Here is a 25996-nt window from a genome sequence, read left to right as displayed (position 1 = left end):
TCAAAATTTTGGTGGGTTAGTAACCCACCCTACCCTTTTAACTTTTTCCCAGTTAATTATGCTTAGTAGAGTTGCTGATTCAATTTATTGGTTAAATCGCTATATTGAACGGGCGGAAAATGTCGCCCGATTTATGGATGTTAATCTTAATTTAATGTTAGATGTACCTACCAGCGTTTTGCAACAGTGGGAACCTTTGGTTTTAACCACGGGAGATTTAGAACAATTCAAGAAACGTTACGGCACAGCCACCGCAGAAAATGTGATCAATTTCTTGACATTTGACACGGAATATAGTAACTCAATTATCTCTTGTTTGCGCTGGGCTAGAGAAAATGCTCGGTCAGTTCGTGAGATTATTTCTTCGGAAATGTGGGAACAGGTTAATGGTTTTTTCTTGATGGTAAAAGATGCTTCCTCTTACCATCCTCAAACTACTTTACCTAACTTTTTTACTCAAGTTAAATTGGCTAGTCACCGTTTTGCGGGGGTAATGGATGCAACGATGACTCATAATGAAGGTTGGCATTTTGGCGTTATGGGAAGATTACAGGAACGCGCCGATAAAACCGCCAGAATTCTTGATGTTAAATACTATTATCTCTTGCCTTCCGCCCAATGGGTAGGAACTTCTCTAGACCAAATTCAATGGATTGCTTTACTGCGGTCGGTCAGTGCCTACGAAATGTATCGTAAATGTCAACGACGGATTACTCCTAGTGACGTGGCCGAATTTTTAATTCTTAATCGAGAGTTTCCTCGTTCAATCCACTTTTGTCTGCGGGAATTAGACCACTGTTTGCATCAAGTTACTGGGACTCCCATAGGAACTTGGGGGAATTCGGTAGAAAGAAGTTTAGGGCGACTTTGTGCCGAAATGAGTTATCTAACTATCGAGGATATTATTGAAATGGGATTGCATGAATTCCTCGACCATATTCAAAAAAGAGTTAATGATGTGGGAATAAAAATGACGGAAACTTTCTTTGTTTTTAATCCCGAACTTGCCCCACCTCTGCCAGTAAATAACTTTCAATATCAATCCCAATTAACAACTTAATGCGTTATCACATTCGGCATCAAACCAACTATTTCTATAATCAACCCGTGATTTTATCGCCCCATCTGCTGCGCTTGCGACCAAAATCCGATGGTGGGCAAACTTTGCGAGAGTTTACCCTCAAAATTAACCCAGAACCTTTAACAATAACTAATATTATCGACCTCGATGGCAATTCTTGTTTACAAATTTGGTTTAATCAACCGACGGAAGAATTATTGATTGATGTGGTCAGTGAAGTAGAAACTCATGGGGTTAATCCTTTTCAGTATTTATTGGAACCTTGGGCGACCTGTTTACCCTTTGATTATCCCATTTCTCTCCACAGTCAATTACAACCCTACAGACAATTTTATGGGTTAAATAATAACCCTGATGTGGCAGCATTAGCCCAAGAAATTATGCAGGAAACTGAAGGACAGGTGCTATCTTTCCTGTTTAATCTCAATGACAAAATTTACCGAAATTGTCAGCAAATTATTCGTCTTACCGGGGAACCCTACCTACCCGGAAACACTTGGAAAAATAAGCAGGGTTCCTGTCGCGATTTTGTGGTTTTATTTATGGATGTGTGTCGCTGTGTGGGATTAGCTTCCCGTTTTGTCAGTGGCTATCAAGAAGGGGATTCAGACCAAGAAGAAAGACATTTACACGCTTGGGTAGAGGTGTATTTGCCGGGGGGCGGCTGGAAAGGTTATGATCCTACCCATGGATTAGCGGTGAGTGACCGTCATATTAGCCTCGTTTCTAGCCCAATTCCCCGTTATTGCGCCCCAGTAGAGGGAAATGCTCGGCCGGTTAGTCTCGGTCATCAAGTGATAGAATCTCAGCTATCATCGACAATTGCGCTCGATTTGTTATCTTGAGGGTGATTGTTTATGGCTAAAGGATTTGGCACAGCAACAAAAGGACATTTAGGCTATGTTTTATTGTTGTGTCCTACTGCTAATACCTATGCGGCTAATCATAGTTTAGATGGGGAAGGAGAGGAGTTTATTGGGGTTACTAATAGGTTAGAAATGGCGCAAGTTTGGACTAAAAAAAATGCGGCGCGTGAGGCAATAATCAAATATGCAGATTTTTGATCCAACAGTTAGAAGAAACTCCCCAAGTAAATATTCAGATTAGAAGTTTAAAGCGTTTAGCCAACGGCAAGTTGGTTACGGAAGTATTAGAGGAGTTAACTTTTGAACAAAATTCGGCTTCTTCTAGATAGGGTTTGCGGCAAAAAGTTTTTCGTGGGGGCAGGGTGTCGGGTATCGAGCAGGACTCTATCGCTCATAGAGATCCTCCCTTTGCCAATCCCTTTTTCCCGGTTGTGATGGGCGGTTTTCGAGACTGGCGATAAAGGCCTTTTCTCGCTCCCAAGCGCTCAAGTTCGGGGTGGGAGAGTTGACCCTTCGGCTTTGCTCAGGCTTCGGCCGTGAGCTCAGCCGAACGGGTCAACGTCGAGCGAAGTGGCCTCTGAGCTACGCCGAAGAGTCGAGACGTTGAGGGAAATTATGTGTTGGTCAATCGCCTGTCGGATGATCTCGGCCTCACTCAGTCCCGTCTGTCGGGCCTTCTCTTTCAGTAAATTATTCTGCTCGGCTTCGATATAAATTTGCTTGCGGATTTTGCTGACCATAGCCAGTTGAAATATATACATAACATTATACATTACTAAAACCGTCGTGAATCCTAACCGCCAGTTTTTTATATATATCTGAACTTCCCCCATAGATATCTACTACAATAGATGATGTCATATCTATTTTTTGTCCGTTAGCAATTATCGCTCTCAAAAGGGAGTGGGAATGATTAGATTAATTTTAGTTTCGGTCTGAGGATGACGAAAAGATAATTGTTTAGCGTGTAGGTATAAACGGTCGGACTGCTTACCATTATACAAAAAATCGCCTAAAATTCCTATCCCTAATCCCGCTTGACTATGAACGCGAATTTGATGAGTTCTTCCCGTGTAGGGAATAAATTCGAGGCGAGAATAATTGCCTTCTTTACCGATAACTTTAAAATAGGTTTGACTAGCTTTTCCTCTTTGCCAGTCCACAGTTTGATAGGGGCGATTTTGCGGATTTCCCCAGAGAGGTAGGTCAATTATACCCGATTCTCGCTCAACAATTTCTGATAATATAGCTTCGTAGATTTTCTCCACTTCTCGCCGTTGAAATTGTTGGGATAAACAACGATAAATATCTAAACTTTTAGCTAGTAATAATATACCAGAAGTTTCTCTATCTAAACGATGAACGGGAATGAGATTTTTTCCCTGACGACGAAACCGATTAACCACAGCATCTTGACTATCTTGATAACGTCCTGCTACCGATAATAATCCCGCAGGTTTATTAATAGCAATTATTCCCTCGTCTTCGTAGATAATTTCTAGGGATGAACGTAAACCGGAGAGTAAAAAACCCATGAGAGGTTGACATCTTTCTTGACAAGCGCCATAAAATTCTCCCTGTTTTCTATCTCGACTCGATTCTCCCCACCAAAATTCGGCCATAGCGATGGGTTTTAATCCTTTCATGGCGGCATAATTTAATAATTTTGGGGCGCAACATTCCCCTGTTCCCGTCGGTAACAAATTACTGCCCATCAATTTAGCCAAGGAGAGAGATTGTCCAGAAAAGTTATTTAAACAGTAGGATTGATACAGCAATTCCTGTAACTGTTTGGAGAGGTTCCTACGCTGTTGCTTAAGTTCAATAATTCTCTGATTTGCTAAGTTTATTTTCTCAATTAAGGGTTCTAAAACTGGTTTTTGTTCCTGTTTTAATTGCTTTCTTGCTCTTTTTTCCTGACGACTGAGATTATTTAAATTTTCTAATTCTTCTGGCTTTAAATTACCTAAATTTCTTAATCTATCTCGTTCCTGTTTATTGCTTTGATGTTGTTGCTGTAAAGCTTGTATTTTGCGCTCAAAATTTGCTTGATTGAGTCGATATAAATTATGTTCTGGGATTGATTGCAGGGTGATAATTTCCTGTTTAATTGTTTCTAAAAGTTGCAAAACTCGCTTTTCTTCCAGCACAATTTTTTCTCTCCCCACTAGGGACGGAACCCAGCCGGTGGCTTCCCCCTGTCCAGAAAAAGCTTTTAAAATTTCTATTTCGCCAGCAGCATTTTCTCCTAATAAAATCCCATACATTTTGCCTTCAGGATTGGTGATAGTTGTCATCAAATCTTGGGCGATTTTTTCAGCCAAAAGAGTGCGGGGCAAGCGCAATAACTCGCCCGTTTCAGGACAAATTCCTTGATAATAATAAGTAACTTCCTTCACTCTTTAAGAACAGGAAAGGGGCCAGAGATACCCCTAAGAAAAACAATTGGCAAAGAAATCGATAGTTTCCTGTAGGGCGACAATAAAGCTATCAATTTCTTCGCGGGTATTATAAAAATATAGACTTGCCCGCGCGCTGCCAGAAGCATCAAAAAGGCGGTGTAGAGGTTGGGTACAGTGATGACCAGAACGAATAGCGATTCCTTCGTGGTCTAATAAAGTAGCTAAATCACTAGCATGAATCCCTTCCACATTAAAGGCGGCTAAACTAGCCCGACCTTGGCCCGTTAAACTAGGTGATGGCCCGTAAATTCTTAAACCCTCAATTTCTCCTAATTTTTTGAACAAATGGGCGGTTAATTCTTCTTCGTAGGCATGAATATTATCCATACCTAAACCCATCAAATATTCTACCGCAGCACCGAGGGCAATCGCTTCGCCGATAGCGGGGGTTCCCGCTTCAAATTTGTGGGGCAGTTCGGCACAAGTAAAATGGTCTAAATAGACTTCTGCAATCATTTCGCCACCACCAAAAAAGGGCGGCATTGCCTCTAAAATAGCCTCTTTGCCGTACAAAAATCCAATGCCGGTGGGGGCGCACATTTTATGACCACTAGCCACCAACCAATCACAATCTATGGACTGCACATCAATGGCTAAATGGGGGACACTTTGACAGGCATCAATTAATACTTTTGCCCCGACTTGATGGGCAAGGCTGACTATTTCGGCAACGGGATTAATACAGCCTAATGTATTGGAAACATGGAGGACAGCAACTAATTTAGTTTTCTCAGATAACAAGGATTTATATTGTTCTAAATCAAAGCTTTCTTCGCTGGTTAACTGCACATATTTAATCACCGCCCCCGTCTTTTGGCAGACAATTTGCCAGGGGATTAAATTGCTGTGGTGTTCCATCACCGAGAGAATAATTTCATCCCCTGCTTTCAGGGTATTTAATGCCCAACTGTAGGCGACTAAATTAATCGCTTCCGTGGCGTTGCGAGTATAGACAATTTCCTGACGAGAAGCGGCATTAATAAACCTAGCCACCTTATCTCTGGCTCCTTCGTAGGCTTCCGTTGCCCGCACACTTAAAGTATGCGCCCCCCGATGCACATTGGCGTTATCTTTTTCGTAATAGTTTCGCAGGGTTTCTAATACTTGAATCGGTTTTTGGGAAGTGGCGGCACTATCGAGATAGATAAGGGGTTTATCGTGTACGGTTTGATGGAGGATAGGGAAATCGGCGCGGACTTTTTGGGCGAGGGTTTTTTCTTGGATAATTGTCATTTTAGTCAGGAGTCAGAGGGGTACTTTGGGCAGGTTGACACCCACCCCGGTAGAGTTATTCCACACTGCGACAGGCGACACATTGCCCCAATCTTTGGCGGAGGGATTCTAGAGGAATTTTAGCTAAAATCTCGGCCGAGAAAGCATCAATTAACAAACTGCGGGCGGTGTCGGCGCTTAAGCCCCGGCTTTGCAGATAGAATAAATCATCGGCTTCCAGTTGGCTAATGGTTGCCCCGTGGGAACATTTGACGTTATCGGCGGTAATTTGTAATTCCGGTTTGGTGTTGACTCTTGCCTTGTTAGAAATTAGCAAATTCCGATTTAACTGGGAGGCGTTGGTTAATTGGGCAGGTTTGGGAACAAACACTTTACCATTAAAGATGGCGTGAGCGCTACCATCAACGATACATTTATGCAGTTGGTTGCTGATACCGTGGGGATGGTTGAGATAGATGGCGCTGTGGGTATCGGCGGTTTGTTGTCCGGTAATCATGGCTAATCCGTGCAGATTTGTCTCGGTTTGTTCTCCTTTTTGCAGGATATCGAGGTTATGACGGCAGAGTTTAGCTCCTAGATTTATCTCGTTAAGAGTGTAACGGCTATCGCGCCCTTGTTCAATTATCGTGCGTCCGATATGAAAACCATCTCCCGATTCCCGTTGTACTCTGGTATGGATGACCTCGGCGTTGGCTTCGAGGTAAATTTCCGTGACAGCGTTGGTGAAATAAGAGTAATTTACGGGTAAATCGGAGCAATGTTCGGCTAAAGCCCCGTAATTCTCGATAATATTGACACTAGCTCCTGTTTCCGCCACGATGAGGCTATGGGGCTGATAAAAGCGGGGAATTTCCTCCACAACGGTGATAAATAGGAGATGTATGGGAGTTGTGACGACGGTGTTAGCGGTGACGTGAATTACTGCGACATCGCTTAAACCAGCTTGGTTGAGTGCGGTAAAAAATTCGGGGGTTTTTTCTTTCCCTAGATAGTTGACAAGAACATCTTTTTGTGCATTGGCGAGATTGCCGACGCTGACACCGGGGGGTAAAGCGGAGATATCGGACAATTCAGGCTGATAAATGCCGTTAACGAAGACTAACCGGCTGTTTTTGGCTTCGGGCAGTAAAAAAACAGCTAAGGCATTTTTATCGATTGTAACGGTTTGGGGGGCGCGAAAATCGATCGCCCAGAGTTGACTTAAATCGGTGAATTGCCATTCTTCATCTTTTCTGCCCGGGATGGCTAATTCTTGAGCTTTACTGGCTCCCGATTCTCTTAATTCGAGAATTTTACCGTTATCGATGGTGGGAACCGTTTCGCGAGACAATTTTAACAATAATTCTCCTGATTGTTCAGGTTTCGTGATTATGGCTGTCATTGGTAGGAGGGGGTGGGGTGTGGGAATTATGAATTATAAATTATGAATTATGAATTGGGGAGAGGGGAGAATAAGTAAAAATAATCTCCTGACTACTGATAACTGATAACTGGTAACTGGTAACTGGTAACTGGTAACTGGTAACTGGTAACTGGTAACTGGTAACTGATAACTGATAAGTGATAACTGATAGCTAGATTATTTAACGGCTAATAATTGTTCGTCGAGGAAATCGTAGCCAGTTCTTTCTAATTCGAGGGCTAATTCTTTACCGCCACTGGTGACAATGCGCCCATCGTACATAACATGAATAACATCAGGTTCAATGTAGTTGAGCAGACGCTGGTAGTGAGTGATAAGTAAAAAAGCGTTATCGGGGGTAGCTAATTGATTGACTCCCTGGGCAACAATTCGCAAAGCATCGATGTCTAAACCGGAGTCAATTTCATCGAGAATTCCTAAAGTGGGTTCTAATAAAGCCATTTGGAGGATTTCATTACGTTTTTTCTCACCACCGGAGAAACCTTCGTTTAAACTTCTGCCAAGAAAGCTAGGATTCATCTGAACAACTTCTAGTTTTTTCTCGACTAATTCCTCAAAGTCAAAACTATCTAATTCTTCCGAGCCTAGATGTTTTTGTCGGGCATTATAGGCAACGCGAAGAAAATCGAGGTTACTAACGCCGGGGATTTCTAGGGGATATTGGAAAGCAAGAAAGATACCCATAAGCGCTCGTTCATCGGGTTCTTTGTCTAAAAGGTTTTCGCCTTGATAAATTATTTCTCCCCCAGTTACTTCATAATCGGGATGTCCGGCGATTACTTTGGAAAAGGTGCTTTTTCCTGAGCCATTGCGTCCCATAATTGCGTGGATTTCACCCGCTTTAATTTCGAGGTTAACTCCTTTAAGAATCTGGTTTCCATCAATATTAGCGGTCAGATTTTTTACCGATAAAATTACTTCACTCATGAGATGTTTTTCTAGAACAAAAATATTAGTTTTTTGGGTTGACGGCGAATCATCAATCGATGGATAAATTGTCTTAGCTTTTGGTGGGTTACGGCTATCGCCTAACCCACCCTACTTTACTGATTATCCCACGGTTCCTTCTAGCTTGAGACTGAGGAGTTTATCAGCTTCGGCGGCGAATTCCATCGGTAATTTACTGAGGACATCCTTACAGAAACCACTGACTAACATAGAGACAGCATCTTCTTCGGAAATACCCCGTTGTGCGAAGTAGAATAATTGGTCTTCACCGATTTTAGAAGTAGAAGCTTCGTGTTCTACTTTGGCACTATTGTTATCCACCTGAATATAGGGAAAAGTGTTAGCTTCGGCATTATCTCCAATCAGCATAGAATCACACTGGGAGTAATTTCTTGCTCCCTTGGCTTTCGGTCCCATTTTCACTAAACCGCGATAGCTATTTTGGGAGTTACCCGCAGAAATTCCCTTAGAAATAATCGTACTTTTGGTGTTGCGGCCAATGTGAATCATTTTCGTACCTGTATCGGCCTGTTGTTTGTTATTAGTTAGGGCAATTGAGTAGAATTCCCCGACGGAATTATCGCCAACTAAGACACAACTGGGATACTTCCAAGTAATAGCTGAACCGGTTTCCACCTGCGTCCAAGAAATCTTAGAATTAACTCCTTTACACAGACCCCTTTTAGTGACGAAATTATAAATACCTCCCTTACCATTGGCATCGCCAGCGTACCAATTTTGCACCGTCGAATATTTAATATCCGCATTATCGAGGGCGACTAATTCCACGACGGCGGCATGAAGTTGATTACTATCGTACATCGGAGCGGTGCAACCTTCTAAATAACTTACCGATGCCCCTTCTTCAGCGACAATTAAAGTTCTTTCAAATTGTCCCGTCTCACCGTTATTAATCCGAAAATAGGTGGACAATTCCATCGGACAGGCGACACCTTTGGGGATAAAAACAAAGGAACCATCGCTAAAAACGGCAGAATTAAGAGCGGCAAAATAATTATCACCCACGGGAACGACACTGCCGAGATATTTCTGCACTAGGTCGGGATGTTCCTGTAAAGCTTCCGAGATAGAACAGAAAATCACCCCCTGTTCTGCTAGTTTTTCTTTAAAAGTTGTGGCGATAGAAACGCTGTCAAAGATAGCATCGACAGCGACATTAGAAAGGCGTTTTTGTTCCGAAAGGGGAATGCCTAATTTTTCAAAGGTTTCGATTAAAGTGGGGTCAACTTCTTCCAGACTGTTGAGTTTTTCTTTTTTCTGTTTGGGTGCAGAGTAGTAGATAATATTTTGATAATCAATGGCAGGATAGGAAACGTGCGGCCAACTGGGTTCGGTCATCTTTTGCCATTGATGATAGGCCCGGAGACGAAAATCGAGCATGAATTCCGGTTCCTTCTTTTTCGCTGAAATTAGGCGAATAATCTCCTCATTCAAACCGCGAGGGATGGTTTCCGATTCGATATCGGTGATGAAACCGTACTTGTAGGGTTGGTTAACGAGGTTTTTAACGGTGGTTGCACTCATGGGGGTTAGTGTTCTCTCTACGCGGTAGGCAGGGGAGGCAGTAAAACAACAAGAAAGTTGTTTAAATTGATTATATAATAGATTAACAACAAAGCTGTTGTCAAAGTCAGGGAAAATTTGAGGGGATGCTGATAAACCTCTGTTATTCAAGTTACTCTGTAGGGGTAATTGGCCGCTCCTTGACCCTCAGCAATTGTACGCTAAAGCCTCTGTTTTTGGTATCATGACCACGACTCAACCCGCCTCGACGAAAGACGATATTCTGCAATATTTGCTCAAAAACGGTCAATCTACCGCCCAAGACTTGGCTGAGGAGTTAAGTATTAGTCCGCAAGCGACGCGCCGCCATCTTAAGGATTTGGAGGGGGAAGGACTGATCGAATATTTTGCGGTACAAAATAAGATAGGACGACCCCAGCACATTTATCGTCTCAGTCGTCAAGGTCGGGGCCGTTTTCCCCATAATTACGATAATTTCGCTGTTTCTTTTCTCAATACTCTGGTGGAGACGGTGGGAGAGCAACAGGTGGGGGAAATTCTCAAAAAACAGTGGCAACGCAAAGCGGCAGAATATCAATTGCGCCTCGGCAAGGGGTCTTTAGGGGAAAGAATGAGAAAATTGCTGGAAATTCGCCAAGAGGAGGGTTATATGGCAGAATTAGTGGCACTGGAAGCAGAAAATAGCTATGTTCTAGCTGAGCATCATTGCGCTATTGCTGAGGTGGCTGGTTCCTATCCCACTATCTGTGGCCATGAATTAGAAATGTTTGCGCTGCTGCTACCCGATTGTACGATCGAAAGGACTCACTGGATCAATCAAGGTGAGCAACGATGTGGTTATCTAATTAAGTCCAAGAGATAACAGAAAAAGATTAGAGATTTTCATCGGGATTTATGCCCAATTCCCGCAGTTTAGCCGCTAATTTTGCGGATTTCTGCCTTTCCTGTTCAACTTGGTTTTCTGCCTGTTGTGCCGCTTCTGCGGGAGTGGGTACTAATTCGCCTTCGGGGGTAAAATAGCGCAATTTATTGGCGGATAAACCCAAATATAAGCCTAATTGTTGACTCCAGAGCCATCCCTGGGAATTGGGGGTAATCGGTTGATATTGACCGCTAATTAGGGTAAATCCCTGAAATTCTAAGCTTTCTGGGTCAAACCAAAAATAATCGGGAGTGCGAAATATATCTTGATAAATTTGTTTTTTCTCCTCTCGGTCAACTTTGGCGGTACTATCGGAGAGAATTTCCACAATTAAATTGGGATATTTGCCCTCTTCTTGCCAAACTACCCAACTTCTGCGGTTAGGATTGGGATTTGTCCCCAAAACCACGAAAAAATCAGGACCACGAAAGAATTCTGACTTTTTCTGGTTGGAACTGTAATAAATGGTTAAATTGCCGGCGGCAAAATAATCTTCTCGCTCGCGCCACCACCATTCTAAACACTGAATTAATAAAATAATTTGTTGTAGATGTAGGTTACTTTCCAACGGGGGTTCATCACTCCAAAATTGACCTTCTGGGAAGATTATCTCAGGGTTTACATGAGACTCGACTAGGGGGAAGCTTTGAGCGATAGTCATGGTTTATCCAACAGAGATAGGTTGATAATTAATTAGACGGTATTTGTCATCATCTCTAGACTACTCCTAAAACCAGAGACTTCACCTAACCCGCACCGCTGCCCAATAAAAATAAACTTAACAGGGTGCCACCATTCCAGAGACTATGAACCAACATCGAGGATAATAAATTTTTCGAGCGGGTGTAAACAAAGCCAAGAACACAACCTAGTACGGTTAAAGGCAGCACTTCTGACAAATTTTGGTGAGCAAGGGCAAAAATCAAACTACTAAGAGCGATAGCACCCCAAACAGGCAGATAACGAGTCAAAGAAGCTAGTAAAAAGCCGCGAAAGACAATTTCCTCGAAAAAAGGAGCGGCAAGGGAAGCAGTAAAGCCAAAACAGACTAAAGCGAAGGTATTCTGGGATTCTAGGGCTAAAGTAAGCAGCGGGTTACTACCCCCTTGTCCTTGCCAAATTAGTTGATTGAGCAAAGAAACGATAATAACGAGGGGTAAAGCGACGAAATAGCCGGCTAATCCCCAGAGAAACCAAGGACTAAAGAGTTTAAAACGAAACCAATCGGGAGGTAAAGGGCGAAAAGGCTTGATCGCTAGGTATAAAACCGATAAACTGCTCACTGTTAAGGCTAAATAACTAACCACAACGTATATTGCTTTAGCTTCTAGATTGAATTTTTCGGGATTGAGACTCAAGGAACTCGATAAAATCCCGAAAATTACCGGTAAAACAATTTGTCCGACGAAAAAGAAACCGATAATTATTCCCCACCAGAGGGTTTCTCCTCCCCACTTAGTTTGCCAAGCGAGACTATCATCTAAAAAGAGCAGCGCTCGCTGTTTGCGGAGAAGCCACTGCACTAATAAAAAGATCAACAGCACAAAACCGATTAAACCGCCGATAAGAGGCAACAAAGCCACTAAAATTAGTTTAATTAACGCATTAGCCGCTACTTCACTCTGTTCTTCCTCTAAAGCGAGTAAATCCTCTTGCCGATTTTCGAGACTATATAATTTTTCCAGAATGGTATAACGAAACCATCCTTGAAAATTGCGATCGATTCTCGCTTCAGCATCGGGGGCAATTTCGGGGGGTTCACTGTACAATCCCTCTAACAGCAGCGCATTTTTTAAAATAGCAGGTTTATAGTTCTCAAATGCTGATTTTTCCTTGATGTCTTGCCAGATTTGCCGTGCCGAATCCAATTCACCTTGACTAGCTTGAATAAGACTTAATTTCAGTTCTAAATCCTTTAGGGAATTGATGTCGCGCTCAAGGGATTTTTTTTGTTCGGGATTAACTGCTGATTTTTTTAGTTCGGTGATTGTTTTTTTGGCACTTTTCCGGGCGGATAAATACTGTTCCTCGGCAGTCGTATAAGGATCTTCACCAATCAGGGAGGTTTGAATTAATTTAAGATTAGCAAATTCCTCGCTATTAGGATCAGCATCGCTGCTGAGAGTTGTGGCTTGTAGATTGAGATTGGTTTGATACAGTTGAATATTCGATTGGATTTGCGGCTGATTAACACTAGAAATTAAAGCTGTAACCACTGGAGTTAAAGCAATAATTGTTAAGACAAAAGCGATCGCTTGTTTGAGACTTTGCCAGGGGAGTTTTTTTGAGAAATTATCAAACATGAAAATAGGAAATTGGGAGTTAGGGTTTAGATGGTGGGGTTTTAGGGTTTTGGGGTTTTAGGGTTTTGGGGTTTTACTTGAATTTCCCCATTTCCCCATTTCCCTATTCCCTAATTATTAACTAACTACTTGAGAAAAAAGATTTTCGTATTGATCCAAAGTCTTTTCAAAAGCATAATTTTCTTCTGCGTATTGTCGTCCTTTTTCTCCTAGTGTAGTTGCTAAATCTGGGTTTTTGTATAGTTTTAAAATGGCTGTAGCTAATGCCTCTGGATCTTCAGGATTAATCACCAAACCACCACCACTACGCTCGATCGCCCTAGCAGCGGTTCCATCGGAGGGAACAGAAGCAATAATAGCACGACCACTAGCTAATAATACCTGAATTTTGGACGGCATATTAAAGGAAATAACGTTATGTTTTTGCATCACCATACCCACATCGGCAGCGGCTAACATTTCTGGTAATTTTTCCCGGGGTTGAAAGGGTAATAAAAGCACATTACTGGCCCCCTGTTGTTGGCGATACTTTTCTAGGCGATCAAGAGCTTCTTTTTTACCAACAATTACCACTTTAATCTCAGGAATATTAACTAATTGAACTGCGGCATCGATCAAAGTTTCTAAGGGTTGAGTTAGGGCAATATTGCCAGAATATAAAACAACAAACTTGCCCTCAAGATGATTTTCTTGGCGGAAATAATTATGGTTTTTCGGCAGCGGTTTAATAAAGCTGACATCCACCCAATTAGGAATCTCAATAATTTTCTGACTCGGCACATTTTTAGTGAGGAGATTTTTGGTAAAACCATCGGCAATAACTGAGATTTTACTGGCAGTTTTGTAGGCAAAATTTTCGAGACTGCTAAAAACCTTAATCATTTTCTGATTAGTTAATAATCCCACATGAACTGCCGCATCGGGCAGAATATCCTGTAAATTTAGAATGATCGGCACCCCATATAATTTACTCAATAAAGCGGCAGGAACGCAAACGGGTAATCCGGGGACGGTTAAGAAAATTAGATCGGGTTTTTCGCCTTTGAGAGCCTGAAAGAAACTCAAAAAAACAAAGCTTAACTCAAATAAAATACGATTTTTTAGACTTCTTTGGGGGCGGGCCCAAACGTAGGAACGTTGAATTTTAACACCATTGCGTTCTTCTTCCAGATAAATTTTTCCTCGGTATTCGGGATCGATTTCACTATTAGGATACCAAGGAAAAGCCGTCAAAACTCTGACTTGATGACCTCTTTTAACCAATCCCTCCGCCAATTCTGTCATTAGGGGAGCGATGCCGATCGGTTCGGGATAATAGTTATAAGAATAGAGCAAAATTCGCATAGGGATGGCAATTTGGTTAGGCGATTCAGTTTCATGATTTTATCAATAGTTACTGGTTTTTTGACAAATCAGATGCGCTTTTGTCAGGGATTACCCTAGAAAGAGGCGGAGATTAGGTGAGAGATGCGGTAAAAAAGGGAAATTAGCTGATCAATTAATGCTCAAAATCCCTAACTATTCCCCTTTTCCCCCTGCCTAAATACTGACCCTTATTTTTCCCGTACCCGGTGGCCGATATCACGACGATAATAGATGCCCTGAAAGTGTATCCTGTTCACCGATTGATAGGCAAGTTCGATCGCCTGATTAAAATTCGACCCCATAGCCGTGACACCCAAAACCCGGCCGCCATCGGTGAAGATATCGCCGTGTTTTAAAACCGTGCCGGCGTGGAAAACGATCGCTCCTGCGGTTTCAGCTGCCTTAATTCCCGTGATTAACTGGCCTTTTTCGTAGTGGTCGGGATAACCGGCAGACGCAGCCACCACACAAACGGCACTACCGGAGCGCCATTGTAAAGAGGGGAAATCAGTTAACTTTTGTTGAGCGCAAGCCAGCAGCAGCGGTGCCAGGGGAGTTTCCAGTAGGGGTAAAACCGCTTGGGTTTCGGGATCGCCAAAACGACAGTTAAATTCGAGAACTTTTGGTTCTCCGGCGGGGGAAATCATTAAACCCGCGTAGAGGACTCCCCGATAGTCAATGCCGCGTTTTTGCAGCGTGGCGACGATGGGGGCGAGGATGTCTCGGTCCACCGCTTCGATAATGGCGGCGGTGGCTATGGGTGCGGGGGCATAAACTCCCATACCGCCGGTATTTTTGCCGGTATCGCCTTCACCGATGCGCTTGTGATCTTGGGCGGGTAGCAGGGAACGGAAGCTGATCCCATCGGTGAGGGTGAGGATGGACACTTCTTCCCCTTCTAGGAATTCTTCCACCACGACTTTAGTAAAGCCACTGGTAAAAAGATCATCGATCGCTTCTAGGGCCATATCTACGGTTTCGGCGACAATTACCCCTTTTCCTGCGGCTAATCCGTCGGCTTTCACCACGATGGGCGCTCCTTGCTCTCGGATATAAGTTTTTGCTAATTCTACATCGGTAAAGGTTTCCGAGGCGGCGGTGATCACTCCGGCTTCGATCATTAATTCTTTGGCCCAGGATTTGCTCGATTCAATTAGGGCCCCAGTTTGTGTGGGGCCAAAAACCGCTATTTCTTGGGCGAGAAGATGATCGGTAATGCCGAGGGAGAGGGGATATTCTGGACCGACAACCACCAAATCAACGCTATTTTCCTGGGCAAAGCGGCTAATTTCGGCAAAATCCTCCATTGCTAGAGGTATATTTTCACATTGAGGTAAAATTGCCGTTCCCCCATTACCCGGAATACAGAACACTTGTTCAACTTCGGGTGATTGCAGCAGTTTCCAAGCTAGAGCGTGTTCTCGACCACCACTGCCGATAACGATAATTTTCACGGATAAACCCAGCCTAAATGACGATGGTTTAATTATCCCCTAGCTCCGGGACCCCATTGGCTAGAAGTTGAGATTACTTAACTTTTTAATCCTCGCTCCCCACCTGTTGAGCAAAACCCTAGTCCTACGGAGGTGATCAGATAAGTAGCTGGTTATAATTAAATTAAAAATGGATTTTAGGTTCGATCCCCCCTGCCCCCCTTGATAAGGGGGGTGCCGATCCCCCCTTAATCCCCCCTTGATAAGGGGGGTGCCTGACAACTTTTAACGCCTACCTACTTAACTGCTGTAAGGGAGTCAATTGTGATTAGATAGTAGATGATCCCTTCTTAGGATGTCTCTATTTTGGGTCATTCTACTGCATCGAGTTGGCTCTCTCGGACATAGGGTCAAAAATATTCACAATATTAGATTATGGGCGCAAGCAGTTCGATAAACTAACTGACCACGTTGCGCCCCTACATGGTACTAGATGTGATTGAGAGAGCCAAGAAAAATCGATTTTATCTGATCTAAGTCCCCGTTAAACCTCAATCTATCTTCTAGATTATTCGGAATTTACTCTAATTATTTTTACTGTCTATGCCCTGCCATTTATCCCTCAATCAACTAGCTCAATTATTGTCCTTACAAGATAAGGCAGAAATAAGTTTTAGTCCCGATAGTTTAGTATCTGGCATTAATACAGATAGCCGTAGTATTGAGTCAGGACAAGCATTTTTGGCATTAAAAGGTGATAATTTTAATGGTCATGATTTTATCGATATGGCTATCGAAAAAGGAGCGGCGACCTTGATTGTCGATCAGCCAGTTTCGGTAAATTCTTCTAAAAATATTCCTGTATTTTTAGTTAATAATACCCTAGAAACCTATCAGCAATTAGCCCACTGGTGGCGGAATCAATTTACTATACCCGTGATTGCTATTACGGGATCGGTGGGGAAAACCACCACTAAAGAATTAATCGCTTCCGTATTAGCAACCCGGGGAAAGGTACATAAAACCTTGGCTAATTATAACAATGAGATCGGAGTGCCGAAAACTCTCCTCGAACTGGATGAAACTCACGATAGTGCTGTGATCGAGATGGGAATGCGGGGACGGGGAGAAATTGCCCTGCTCGCTCAAATCGCCCGACCGACGATCGCAGTGATTACTAATGTGGGAACCGCTCACATTGGTCGTTTAGGGTCGGAAGCAGCGATCGCAGAGGCCAAATGCGAGTTATTGTCCGAGTCTCCTTCTAGTAGTATAGCTGTTCTTAACTACGATCACCCTTTACTTACCGAAACAGCTAAACGGGTATGGCAGGGAGAAAAGCTTACCTATGGCTTCTCTGGCGGCGATATAGTCGGAGAATTACTGGATTTAACTACTTTACGAGTCAATGGACTAGATTTTAACTTACCTTTATCCGGTCGTCATCACGCTTTAAATTTTATGGCAGCCTTGGCTGTAGCGAAAATTTTAGGCATCGATTGGACTTCTTTGCAACAGGGAATTAAGGTTAATTTACCCAGTGGTCGGGCCAAACGTTACCAATTAACACCCGATATCCTACTCCTCGATGAAACCTATAACGCGGGTCTAGAATCAATGTTAGCGGCCTTGGATTTGCTGAAAGCTACCCCCGGTCAGCGTCATATTGCTGTTTTAGGCACGATGAAGGAGTTAGGGTCTTTTGCGGAGCAATTACATCGCCAAGTGGGTGAGAAGGTGCAAAAACTAGGCATAGATCGCTTGTTTGTCTTGGTAGATGACCCAGAAGCTAAGTTTATTGCTGAGTCCGCTACTGGGGTCGATTGTGAATGTTTTCAAACTCACGCAGATTTAATTAATCGTTTAAAGGAAGTAATCGATTCTGGCGATCGCATTTTATGCAAGGCTTCCCATTCCGTCGGTTTGAATCGGGTGGTGGAGGAGTTAATCAGTGATATTGGGAGTTAGGGACGAGATGTTAAAGAAGAGAGCATTTTTTAGCAAGAATAGCCGATTAAAAACAGTTTTTTCGGTTATTTTAACGCTAATTTTCTTTTTTTCGGCCGTGCAGGTCTCTTTAGCTCAAGAATCGAGACGACTGGAGACTTATCTCCCGGATATCAGTGGTTTAGCTTGGGTGGAAGCGGATATTTTTCTAGGGGTTCACGATGCCAAAAATAAGGGCAAAAATAGTGATCCATCTCAAGCAAGGCTGAGTCTTTTACAGCTACCTACCCAGGAAAAACCGCTATTATGGCAGGTTTTAAGGGTAGATTGGCCAAATCCAGAGGGATTGAGTAACGATCTCGAAAGTATTACTCATATCCCAGAAACTAATTTGTTTTTGTTGGCTGAAAGTGGCGAGAAAAAACCTTTTCAACGACTATTTTTATTAGCATATAACCGGCAAAAAGTCAAGATAGTTGAGCAAATAAATTGGCCGATTGCGGTGGAAAATGTAGAGGCGATCGCTGTTAGTCGGCAAGGCGATCGTTATCTATTTATCTACGCAGAACGGGCCGATAGTCAAGAGAGTACAAAGATTCGCTGGACGGATATCTCGCTCAATCCCTTAAAATTCGGGGAATTTCAGTCGGTAACTTTTCGGAGTCCTTTTGGTAGTGGGAAAAATATTCGCCTCATCTCCGATTTAGCCGTAGATAAGCAAGGTAATATCTACATAGCTTCTGCTGACGATCCAGATAGTGCGGGGGTGTTTAGAAGTGCTGTTTACCTTATTGGTCAAGTTAAGGGCGATAATAGCCTAATTCTTGCCCCTAATCCCCAAAAAATTGCGGAAATCGATGGCTCGAAAGTGGAAGCGGTGACTACCAGAGAATCTCCGAGAGGTGAAGTGGAAGTCTTTATCGGTACAGATGACGAGAATTATGGCAGTTTTCTGCGACCGTTGCTCTTAGATAATTAGCTATCGGTCGTCAGGAGATGGGAGTCAGGAGTCGGTAGTCAGGAGATTATTTTTATGGTTCTTCGTTACTTGGTATGGTTCGATAGGGGGGCATAAATCGACTAAATCCTTATCTGGCAAGAGATTTAATTGATTAGTTCGCTCTAGATCGAAAACAATTGACAAAAATCAGCAAATGTCTTTCTCTATAAAGGTTTTATCCCTTATAACCCCCGTCCATTGCATAACACAAACCGAAGAGCCATTTTTATTTATTCTTCCCACTTCATAATTCATAATTCATAATTCATAATTTGTGCTTTTTGTCAAAAAAACTTTTTTTTTGCAATAAAACTACACAAAAAAAAGATCATCGTTGTGGGTGAAATTGACTCATTTACCTGTCTTAATTAGGATCACTTTCTAGGTGTGGTAAGGGTTTCAACCGTTGCTGCCTAAAAAAGCATAGAATAGCCCATTGTGAAATTCTATCAAATCGCTGTCACCTTCATAACATCGTTGTTAAATAAAAATCTTTCTCAATTAATTCTTAAGAATTTATAAATATTGCGGAATGTTAATTTAAATATTCTCAAGTTTTTGGAGTCAATAGATAATTTTTGCTTATCTTTGACCAATATTGGGTTAGAAGTCAGTTATCAGTTATCAGTTATCAGTGAGCAGTTATCAGTTATCAGTTAGAAGAGGATAGGGAAATGGGGGAATAGGGTAATGGGGAGATAGAGTAATTTCCACTAAAACCCTAAAACCCTAAAACCCCACTCCCCCAACACCCCACTTCATAATTCATAATTCATAATTCATAATTCCCTCTCCCCCACCTCCCCAATTCATAATTCATAATTCATAATTCATAATTCCCACTCTCTTTTAATTTGACTGCCATAATTGCCAAGCTTTAACGAGATTTCCCCCCATCAAGGCAGCCACTGCATTTAAAGTCTTAATTTCCTCACTATCGGGATTTAATTGTCTAGCTTTATCTAAGACTTTTTGGGCTGCTTGCGGTTGCCAATCGTAAAGATAAATAAAACCTTGATAAGCATAATGATAGGGATTATAGGGGTCAATTTTAATCATTTCCTCCGTGGCTTTTATTGCCCCTGCCACATCCTGTTGTAGTACCTTAGAAATTGCTAATCCGTAGGCTAAAGATAATTTATCGGGGGGATTTTGTTGCTGTAAACGATAGGAAAAAGCCTTGTCTGCTTGCAGCACATAATCCTGAATCGAATCGTATTGATTGATACGATTAGTTAACTCAAAAATTGGTTCGATACCCGTTAATCCTTGACCAATATTAGCAGACTTTAAGCGCAATTGGGTGACTAAATCTAATTGGGGCGTTGCTAACTTGGCAACTTGAGGCTCGATGGTAATTTCAGCATTAGTTTTAATCGGATAGGTTTCGCCAGTTTCCCGATTGAGATAGACAGCAGATAAGCGATAAACTCCGGGGTTTGCTGCCGACTGCATGGCGGTTTTTTCAGTGACTTCAAAACCCTTTTGTTGCTCTTCTGGAGTTAATTTTTCTGCCATTAATCCCCCCATAGCAATACCATGATCGTGCATCCAATAATCCTTACCGTCCACTTCTTGCCAGTTTAAAATCACTATCCCTGACTTTAATTGTTGCCAGTCTCCTGCCCATTTGTAAACCACGGGAATTGGTTGATTAGGAGAGGCTTTTTCGGCAATGGCAATCTCTCTTAGTTCCACCCGTTTTGGCGCATTTTCAAGGGGTTTAACCGTGACGGAGGGGGAGATTTTTCGGTGTAGGGACAGGGTGCTATCATCTGGTAGCTGCCAAGTTTTCTCCACTTGGAAATCTGGCCCAGTGGCGACTCGATTAACAATTTTTTTCTGGACATCGGGGACGGAACCCTGTTCACCAGTTTTAGTTAAAAACCAATCTAAAGAATTGACATCCTTTTCGATATCTTCTTCCCTAACTCCCACCTGTCTCCCAGCAACCTGTGAATTATGTTTACCACCGTAGAAAGAGAAGGTATGTTGATTTAATTCGGGGGTGGAAGGTAAAACCCCTAGGGTGCTGCGAAGATAGGGAGAATCGGCTAGAATCTCTTTAACTACTTCTTCGTGCTGCCAACCAGTTTTTAAATAGGGATGGTGTTGTAATTCGGGACTGAAAACGTTAGTAATTACATCTCCCCCCAAGGGGAATAAATTTAAGCTGGTGAGGATAGCGGCAATAGTTATCGTTCCCCAACGGATAGCGGGGGCAAAACGACCGCGCCAAGATAATAAACCTACGGATAAAATTAAGGATAAAGTCGGTAAAAGCGGCAAAATATAACGAGCATCTTTATTGATATTGAGGGATGATAATAGGTATCCCCCCAGCAGAAAAACTCCCAACCAAATCCCCACAGGACGATTAACCTTATCTTCGGTTTTTCTATGACGTAATGAGATTAATAATCCCACCACGGGAACTAATAACAATACCCAAGAAAGAAAATAGGGTAAAACTTGGGCGTAAAATGTCCAGGCATCAGGACTGGTAAGAGGCGGATCTCCCTCCAAAATCGCCGAATCTACCGTGGCACGTTTGCCCGCAGTTAACATTAATAACCAATTCGTCCGATACCAGGGAAACATCAACAATGCTGCCGTCAAAAAACTCAGCATTAATTGCGCTAGATTGCCCCAACGTTTTCGCCAGAGATTTTCGCCCAATACCCACAAAATCGGTAAAAAGAGGAAAAATAGGGCGGTTTGTTTGACTAACATCCCTAAACCGAAAGAAATCCCGAAAGCGATCGCTTTTAGCCAGCCATGGCCACTAAATCGCCACCATGTCAAGCAGAAGTAAGAAAAAGTTACAATTGCCGCTAAGGGAAAATCTAAGAGATATTCGAGGCGATAATAGTATAAACCAGGGAGAAATTGACAGATTAAGACCGCCCAGAGTGCTACAGTCCCATTAAAGAGGATAATTCCCAATCCGTACACAGAAAAGAGCAGTAGGGCGCTATAGATAGCCATTACCCACATACCCGCGTCAACGCTAATACCAAAGAGATTAAAGAAGGGAATCGTTAAAAGATAGGTTAAAGGGGGAATTTTCGGCGACATTAGCCATAAACCGCGCCACCAATCCCCATCAAACCAGCGCGGATTTTGGAAAGCTTGGGTATAGATAATCCCACCATTGAGATAATCGGCCTGATCCCAAGCGGGAATAGTATGATCGAGACTAAACCAGAATCTATCGACTAATATCCCCAATATCCAAATAATACTGACAATAATTAATTCCTGTCTCCTATCTAGCGATCGCTTCAAAATGACTTCTCCCTAGTGCAACTCTCAATTATTCTGCCACGCTCTCAAGCGACCCTGAAAAAATCGCCAGCGAGAAACACCAGATCGATCGAGTAAAATAAAGATTTAGTGAAAAATTGTAACAGGAACTTGACAAATGCGAGTGGTGATCGTTGGTGCAGGGTTAGCGGGAATGGCAACAGCTATCGATCTGGTCGATGCGGGCTGTACAGTAGAAATCTTAGAATCTCGTCCCTTTGTCGGGGGAAAAGTCGGTAGTTGGGTAGATGCAGACGGTAATCACATCGAGATGGGCTTGCACGTCTTTTTTGGCTGTTACTACAATCTTTTTGAGTTAATGAAAAAAGTGGGTGCTTTTCAATCCCTACTACTCAAAGAACACACCCACACTTTTATCAACGAAGGGGGAAAAATCGGCGAATTAGACTTTCGTTTCGCCGCAGGTGCGCCTTTTAACGGTTTAAAAGCCTTTTTTACCTCCTCCCAACTCTCGGCAGCCGATAAAATCTTTAATTCTCTGGCATTGGGTACCAGTCCCATCGTCCGCGGTCTGATAGACTTTCAAGGAGCGATGAAAACGATTCGGGATCTGGACTCGATTAGCTTTGCCGATTGGTTTCGTAGCCATGGCGGTAATGAAGGCAGTTTAAAAAAAATGTGGAATCCGATCGCCTATGCCTTAGGATTTATCGATACGGAAAATATCTCGGCCCGTTGTATGCTGACGATTTTCCAATTTTTCGCCGCTAAAACCGAAGCTTCCGTCCTGCGGATGTTGGAAGGTTCCCCCCACGAATACCTGCATAAACCGATTATTAACTATCTGGAGGCCCGGGGTGCCAAAATCTCTACCCGTCGTCAAGTGCGGGAAATTCTCTATTCTGGAGAGGGCGAAAATCTGCAAGTTAATGGCCTGATCGTCGCTAACGGAGAAACCACAGAAACTATCACCGCAGATGCCTACGTTTGCGCTGGTGATGTCCCCGGTATTCAGCGTCTCATTCCCCAAGATTGGCGAAAAATGCCGATTTTTGACAATATTTTCCGACTAGAAGCCGTCCCCGTCGCTACGGTACAATTGCGTTTTGACGGTTGGGTGACGGAGTTAAATGATGCCGAAAAACGCCGACAACTGCAAAAAGCGGTGGGAATTGACAATCTTTTGTACACCCACCAAGCGGATTTTTCCTGTTTTGCAGATCTTGCTCTCACCAGTCCTAGGGATTATTATCGCCCCGGAGAAGGTTCTTTATTACAGTTGGTTTTAACGCCTGGGGATCCTTTTATTAAAGCTAAAAATGAAGATATTGCCCAGCACGTTTTAGCGCAAGTCCATAAGTTATTTCCCTCCTCGCGGGAGTTAAAGATGACTTGGTTTAGCGTGGTGAAATTGGCCCAGAGTCTTTATCGGGAAGCACCGGGGATGGATGTCTATCGTCCCTCGCAAGCGACTCCTATTGCTAACTTTTTCCTGGCTGGCAGTTATACCCAACAGGATTACATTGATAGCATGGAAGGAGCCACTTTATCCGGTAAACAGGCAGCCAAAGCCATCCTACAACAGGCCGAGCGCTGGAAATCTTTAGCCACGGTTTGAGCAAACAGCCGGCAATCTCCTCCCTTAAGAAGGGATTGCCTCTAGACTTGTTTTCAGTGGCAAAAGATAACCGCTATAGCTAACTTGGCAAGTCAGCCCCTCAGGCCAAGCTATACAAAAAAGACCGATCGAGCTAGACTCGTAAAAAGATCACTCCGTCTAGAAGGCTTACCCTAGACTGGAAAGAACGTCGGAAAAATCTCGTCAGAAATAGGAGTCAATCGAGTTTATGCCAGAGCTTGCTGTACCATTAGAGCTTGATTTCACCAGCGAAACCTATAAATCAGCCTATAGTCGCATTAATGCCATCGTTATTGAAGGCGAATACGAGGCCAATAGCAATTATATTCAATTAGCAGACATCCTCACCGATAAAAAAGAAGAGTTACACCGTCTGGCAAAAATGGAAAACCGTCACATGAAAGGTTTTCAAGCTTGCGGCCGAAATTTGCAAATCACCCCTGATATGGATTATGCCAAAGAATTCTTTTCCTCTCTGCACAATAACTTCCAAATTGCCTACGCAGAAGGTAAAGTAGTCACCTGTTTATTAATCCAATCTTTGATTATCGAAGCTTTTGCGATCGCTGCCTATAATATTTATATTCCCGTTGCTGATCCTTTTGCGCGTAAAATTACTGAAGGCGTAGTTAAAGACGAATATTTACACCTCAATTTTGGCGAAGAATGGCTAAAAGCGAACTTTGAAACCGCTAAAGAGGAATTAGAAGCGGCAAATCGCGCTAATCTACCCATTGTCTGGAGAATGCTCAATCAAGTCGAGGATGATGCTCGCGTCCTCGCTATGGAAAAAGAGGCCCTCGTGGAAGACTTTATGATTAGCTACGGGGAAGCGTTAAGCAATATTGGTTTCAGCACCCGTGATATCATGCGGATGTCTGCCTACGGATTAACTGCTGTCTAAAGCTTTAGCATCGAGATTTCTTTTTTTCCCCTGCTGCCGCTCAACACAGAGCGGCTCTTTTGTGTATTATATTTAAGAGTCTTAACGATTTCTTAGCAATATCCTAATTTTTATCTAGTGCCATCTAGTCTAACGAAAGAACAATCAATGTTTGGTCTTATAGGTCATCTTACCAGTTTAGAACACGCCCAATCGGTCGCCGACGATCTAGGTTATCCTGAATATGCTAACCAGGGATTAGATTTTTGGTGTGCTGCCCCCCCGCAAATTGTCGATGATTTTCATGTCACCAGCATCACGGGGCAAACCATCAGAGGAAAATATATCGAATCCTGTTTTTTACCAGAGATGTTGTCGAATCGTTGGGTAAAGTCTGCTATTCGTAAGGTGCTAAATGCCATGGCACTCGCTCAAAAAAGTGATATCAATATCACCGCACTCGGCGGTTTTTCTTCAATTATTTTCGAGGAGTTTAATCTCAAAGATAATCGACAGGTGCGGAATATCGAGCTAGATTTTGGCCGTTTCACCACCGGTAACACCCACACCGCTTACGTCATCTGCACTCAGGTGCAAACCCTCGCTGAAAAAATGGGCATCGATTTAGCTCAATCTACTGTCGTGGTTTGTGGGGCCACCGGAGATATCGGCAGCGCCGTTTGTCGTTGGTTAAATGAAAAAACCGATACAAAAGAACTAATCTATGTGGCACGCAATCAAGAGCGTTTACAATCTCTGCAAGGGGAGTTAGGACGCGGTAAAATTCTCCCCCTAGAGGAGGCTTTACCCCTAGCTGATATCATTGTTTGGGTGGCTAGTATGCCTAAAGGGGTAGAAATTGATCCAGATAAACTCAAGCGCCCCTGCATTATTATTGATGGTGGTTATCCGAAAAATTTAGGCATGGTATTAAATGCCCCCGATATTTCGGTGATTAAGGGTGGTATTGTCGAGCATTCCCTCGATATTGACTGGAAAATTATGAAAATCGTTAATATGGATATTCCCTCTCGTCAAATGTTTGCCTGTTTTGCTGAGGCGATTTTATTGGAGTTGGAGGGTTGGCAAACTAATTTTTCCTGGGGACGCAATCAAATTACCGTCCCTAAAATGGAACAAATCGGTGCAGCTTCCCGCAAACATGGGTTTCAACCTTTGTTATTTTAATTAATTTATCTAGAATGTCATTGGGTTCATCCCACAACCCACTGCTAAGTTCAGCAATCAAAGAATCATCGATTGGCCTTGGATCCATCGCTTTTCTCTATGTTTTCAACCCATCAAGTCTATTTGCGGGGTAAGCGCATCTTAACAATCCTTGACAAAATGAACTTTATGTGAGTTGCTTACCCAGAGAGCGATTCAGGCATATTTGAGGAGAATTTGCCATCTCAATTGTTAAGCAAAAATTGACCCAATGGGTCGATTTCGCAACTATTCTGATTGACTGGTATCACTTGAAATGCCCACACGGCCAACGGATCAAAAAATTGGTCAATTGTCAATAGCGTTTGAGATGCTCTCACCCTGGGATTATCCAACTTTAGATGCATTTTTAAAAATTTCCACAGCAGTTCTATTTGCCATCTTTGGATGTAAATTTCGGCCACTTCTTCATTGCTAACTGCCCCTTCTCCTTCTAGAGGTAAATCTGTCGC

At 42.9% G+C, this 25996-nt stretch carries 22 protein-coding genes and 1 pseudogene; 10 read left to right on the top strand and 13 right to left on the bottom strand.

Features of this window, described 5'->3' with window-relative positions; translation table 11 throughout:
• The first annotated feature begins 58 nt into the window (after positions 1–58).
• Genes IQ234_RS07760 through IQ234_RS21580 form a run of 4 tightly spaced genes read left to right on the top strand, consistent with a single transcriptional unit; the run spans position 59 to position 2276 of the window.
• On the top strand, positions 59–1060 hold the full coding sequence (locus IQ234_RS07760) for an alpha-E domain-containing protein (protein WP_002785396.1): 1002 nt from the start codon (positions 59–61) through the stop codon (positions 1058–1060).
• Positions 1060–1926, top strand: a complete 867-nt coding sequence (locus IQ234_RS07755) for a transglutaminase family protein (protein WP_193956675.1) — start codon at positions 1060–1062, stop codon at positions 1924–1926. The genes IQ234_RS07760 and IQ234_RS07755 overlap by 1 nt, the downstream gene beginning before the upstream one ends.
• Before the next feature lie 12 nt (positions 1927–1938).
• Positions 1939–2145: a hypothetical protein gene (locus tag IQ234_RS21060; RefSeq protein WP_228008416.1), complete on the top strand. Its 207-nt coding sequence runs from the start codon at positions 1939–1941 to the stop codon at positions 2143–2145.
• Complete coding sequence (locus tag IQ234_RS21580; protein WP_265578471.1) at positions 2142–2276, top strand: hypothetical protein; 135 nt, start codon at positions 2142–2144, stop codon at positions 2274–2276. Before IQ234_RS21060 ends, IQ234_RS21580 begins: the two co-directional genes overlap by 4 nt.
• Positions 2277–2489: 213 nt before the next feature.
• Here the strand turns inward: IQ234_RS21580 and IQ234_RS21935 are convergent, their stop codons facing one another.
• From IQ234_RS21935 to sufB, 6 genes are all read right to left on the bottom strand, one after another.
• Positions 2490–2780 carry a CopG family transcriptional regulator gene (locus IQ234_RS21935; RefSeq protein ID WP_228008415.1) on the bottom strand — a complete coding sequence of 97 codons (291 nt, stop codon included), beginning with the start codon at positions 2778–2780 and terminating at the stop codon, positions 2490–2492.
• 60 nt (positions 2781–2840) lie between these two features.
• Positions 2841–4346 carry an RluA family pseudouridine synthase gene (locus IQ234_RS07740; protein ID WP_193956674.1) on the bottom strand — a complete coding sequence of 502 codons (1506 nt, stop codon included), beginning with the start codon at positions 4344–4346 and terminating at the stop codon, positions 2841–2843.
• Between the two features lie 33 nt (positions 4347–4379).
• Positions 4380–5642 (bottom strand): SufS family cysteine desulfurase, encoded by a 1263-nt coding sequence (locus IQ234_RS07735; protein ID WP_079208421.1) that lies wholly within the window; start codon positions 5640–5642, stop codon positions 4380–4382.
• A gap of 55 nt (positions 5643–5697) precedes the next feature.
• Entirely contained in the window at positions 5698–7023 is a 1326-nt protein-coding gene (gene sufD, locus IQ234_RS07730) for a Fe-S cluster assembly protein SufD (RefSeq protein ID WP_193956673.1), read from the bottom strand.
• Between the two features lie 198 nt (positions 7024–7221).
• On the bottom strand, positions 7222–7992 hold the full coding sequence (gene sufC / locus IQ234_RS07725) for a Fe-S cluster assembly ATPase SufC (protein WP_193956672.1): 771 nt from the start codon (positions 7990–7992) through the stop codon (positions 7222–7224).
• A 123-nt stretch (positions 7993–8115) separates the two neighbouring features.
• The gene (sufB, locus tag IQ234_RS07720) at positions 8116–9558 is read right to left on the bottom strand and encodes a Fe-S cluster assembly protein SufB (RefSeq protein WP_002758413.1); all 1443 of its coding nucleotides are present in this window, start codon (positions 9556–9558) and stop codon (positions 8116–8118) included.
• Between the two features lie 223 nt (positions 9559–9781).
• On the opposite strand from sufB, the gene sufR reads away from it, so the two are divergent.
• On the top strand, positions 9782–10420 hold the full coding sequence (gene sufR, locus IQ234_RS07715) for an iron-sulfur cluster biosynthesis transcriptional regulator SufR (protein WP_193956671.1): 639 nt from the start codon (positions 9782–9784) through the stop codon (positions 10418–10420).
• 10 nt (positions 10421–10430) lie between these two features.
• Here the strand turns inward: sufR and IQ234_RS07710 are convergent, their stop codons facing one another.
• The 4 genes from IQ234_RS07710 to purD form a co-directional block, all read right to left on the bottom strand.
• Positions 10431–11141, bottom strand: a complete 711-nt coding sequence (locus IQ234_RS07710; RefSeq protein ID WP_193956670.1) for a Uma2 family endonuclease — start codon at positions 11139–11141, stop codon at positions 10431–10433.
• An 85-nt stretch (positions 11142–11226) separates the two neighbouring features.
• On the bottom strand, positions 11227–12783 hold the full coding sequence (locus IQ234_RS07705) for a CPBP family intramembrane glutamic endopeptidase (RefSeq protein ID WP_193956669.1): 1557 nt from the start codon (positions 12781–12783) through the stop codon (positions 11227–11229).
• Between the two features lie 117 nt (positions 12784–12900).
• Positions 12901–14127 carry a glycosyltransferase family 4 protein gene (locus IQ234_RS07700; RefSeq protein ID WP_193956668.1) on the bottom strand — a complete coding sequence of 409 codons (1227 nt, stop codon included), beginning with the start codon at positions 14125–14127 and terminating at the stop codon, positions 12901–12903.
• A 209-nt stretch (positions 14128–14336) separates the two neighbouring features.
• Positions 14337–15602 carry a phosphoribosylamine--glycine ligase gene (purD, locus tag IQ234_RS07695; protein ID WP_193956667.1) on the bottom strand — a complete coding sequence of 422 codons (1266 nt, stop codon included), beginning with the start codon at positions 15600–15602 and terminating at the stop codon, positions 14337–14339.
• Between the two features lie 582 nt (positions 15603–16184).
• On the opposite strand from purD, the gene IQ234_RS07690 reads away from it, so the two are divergent.
• Entirely contained in the window at positions 16185–17549 is a 1365-nt protein-coding gene (locus tag IQ234_RS07690; protein ID WP_193956666.1) for a UDP-N-acetylmuramoyl-tripeptide--D-alanyl-D-alanine ligase, read from the top strand.
• Between the two features lie 7 nt (positions 17550–17556).
• Positions 17557–18507: a hypothetical protein gene (locus tag IQ234_RS07685; RefSeq protein ID WP_193956665.1), complete on the top strand. Its 951-nt coding sequence runs from the start codon at positions 17557–17559 to the stop codon at positions 18505–18507.
• Between the two features lie 24 nt (positions 18508–18531).
• On the opposite strand, the pseudogene IQ234_RS21050 reads toward IQ234_RS07685, so the two are convergent.
• Together IQ234_RS21050 and IQ234_RS07680 are read right to left on the bottom strand one after the other, a co-directional pair.
• Positions 18532–18732 (bottom strand): annotated as a pseudogene (locus IQ234_RS21050) (hypothetical protein).
• A 645-nt stretch (positions 18733–19377) separates the two neighbouring features.
• Positions 19378–21816 carry a phospholipid carrier-dependent glycosyltransferase gene (locus IQ234_RS07680; RefSeq protein ID WP_193956664.1) on the bottom strand — a complete coding sequence of 813 codons (2439 nt, stop codon included), beginning with the start codon at positions 21814–21816 and terminating at the stop codon, positions 19378–19380.
• A gap of 136 nt (positions 21817–21952) precedes the next feature.
• Here IQ234_RS07680 and zds point away from each other — a divergent pair, with 136 nt between their 5' ends.
• The 3 genes from zds (at position 21953) to IQ234_RS07665 (ending at position 25505) form a co-directional block, all read left to right on the top strand.
• Entirely contained in the window at positions 21953–23413 is a 1461-nt protein-coding gene (zds, locus tag IQ234_RS07675; protein ID WP_193956663.1) for a 9,9'-di-cis-zeta-carotene desaturase, read from the top strand.
• A gap of 229 nt (positions 23414–23642) precedes the next feature.
• Entirely contained in the window at positions 23643–24338 is a 696-nt protein-coding gene (locus IQ234_RS07670; RefSeq protein ID WP_052275955.1) for an aldehyde oxygenase (deformylating), read from the top strand.
• 147 nt (positions 24339–24485) lie between these two features.
• Positions 24486–25505: a long-chain acyl-[acyl-carrier-protein] reductase gene (locus IQ234_RS07665; RefSeq protein ID WP_193956662.1), complete on the top strand. Its 1020-nt coding sequence runs from the start codon at positions 24486–24488 to the stop codon at positions 25503–25505.
• Positions 25506–25729: 224 nt separating this feature from the next.
• On the opposite strand, the gene IQ234_RS21575 is transcribed toward IQ234_RS07665, so the two are convergent.
• Positions 25730–25996, bottom strand: a 267-nt coding sequence (locus tag IQ234_RS21575) for a transposase (protein WP_265578470.1), incomplete at its 5' end; no start/stop codon positions are given.

Origin of the sequence: Microcystis aeruginosa LEGE 91341, assembly GCF_015206885.1 — a bacterium.
Lineage (GTDB): Bacteria > Cyanobacteriota > Cyanobacteriia > Cyanobacteriales > Microcystaceae > Microcystis > Microcystis aeruginosa_H.
Note: the sequence above shows the minus strand (reverse complement) of the source record. Positions and strands in the feature narration are given on the sequence as shown.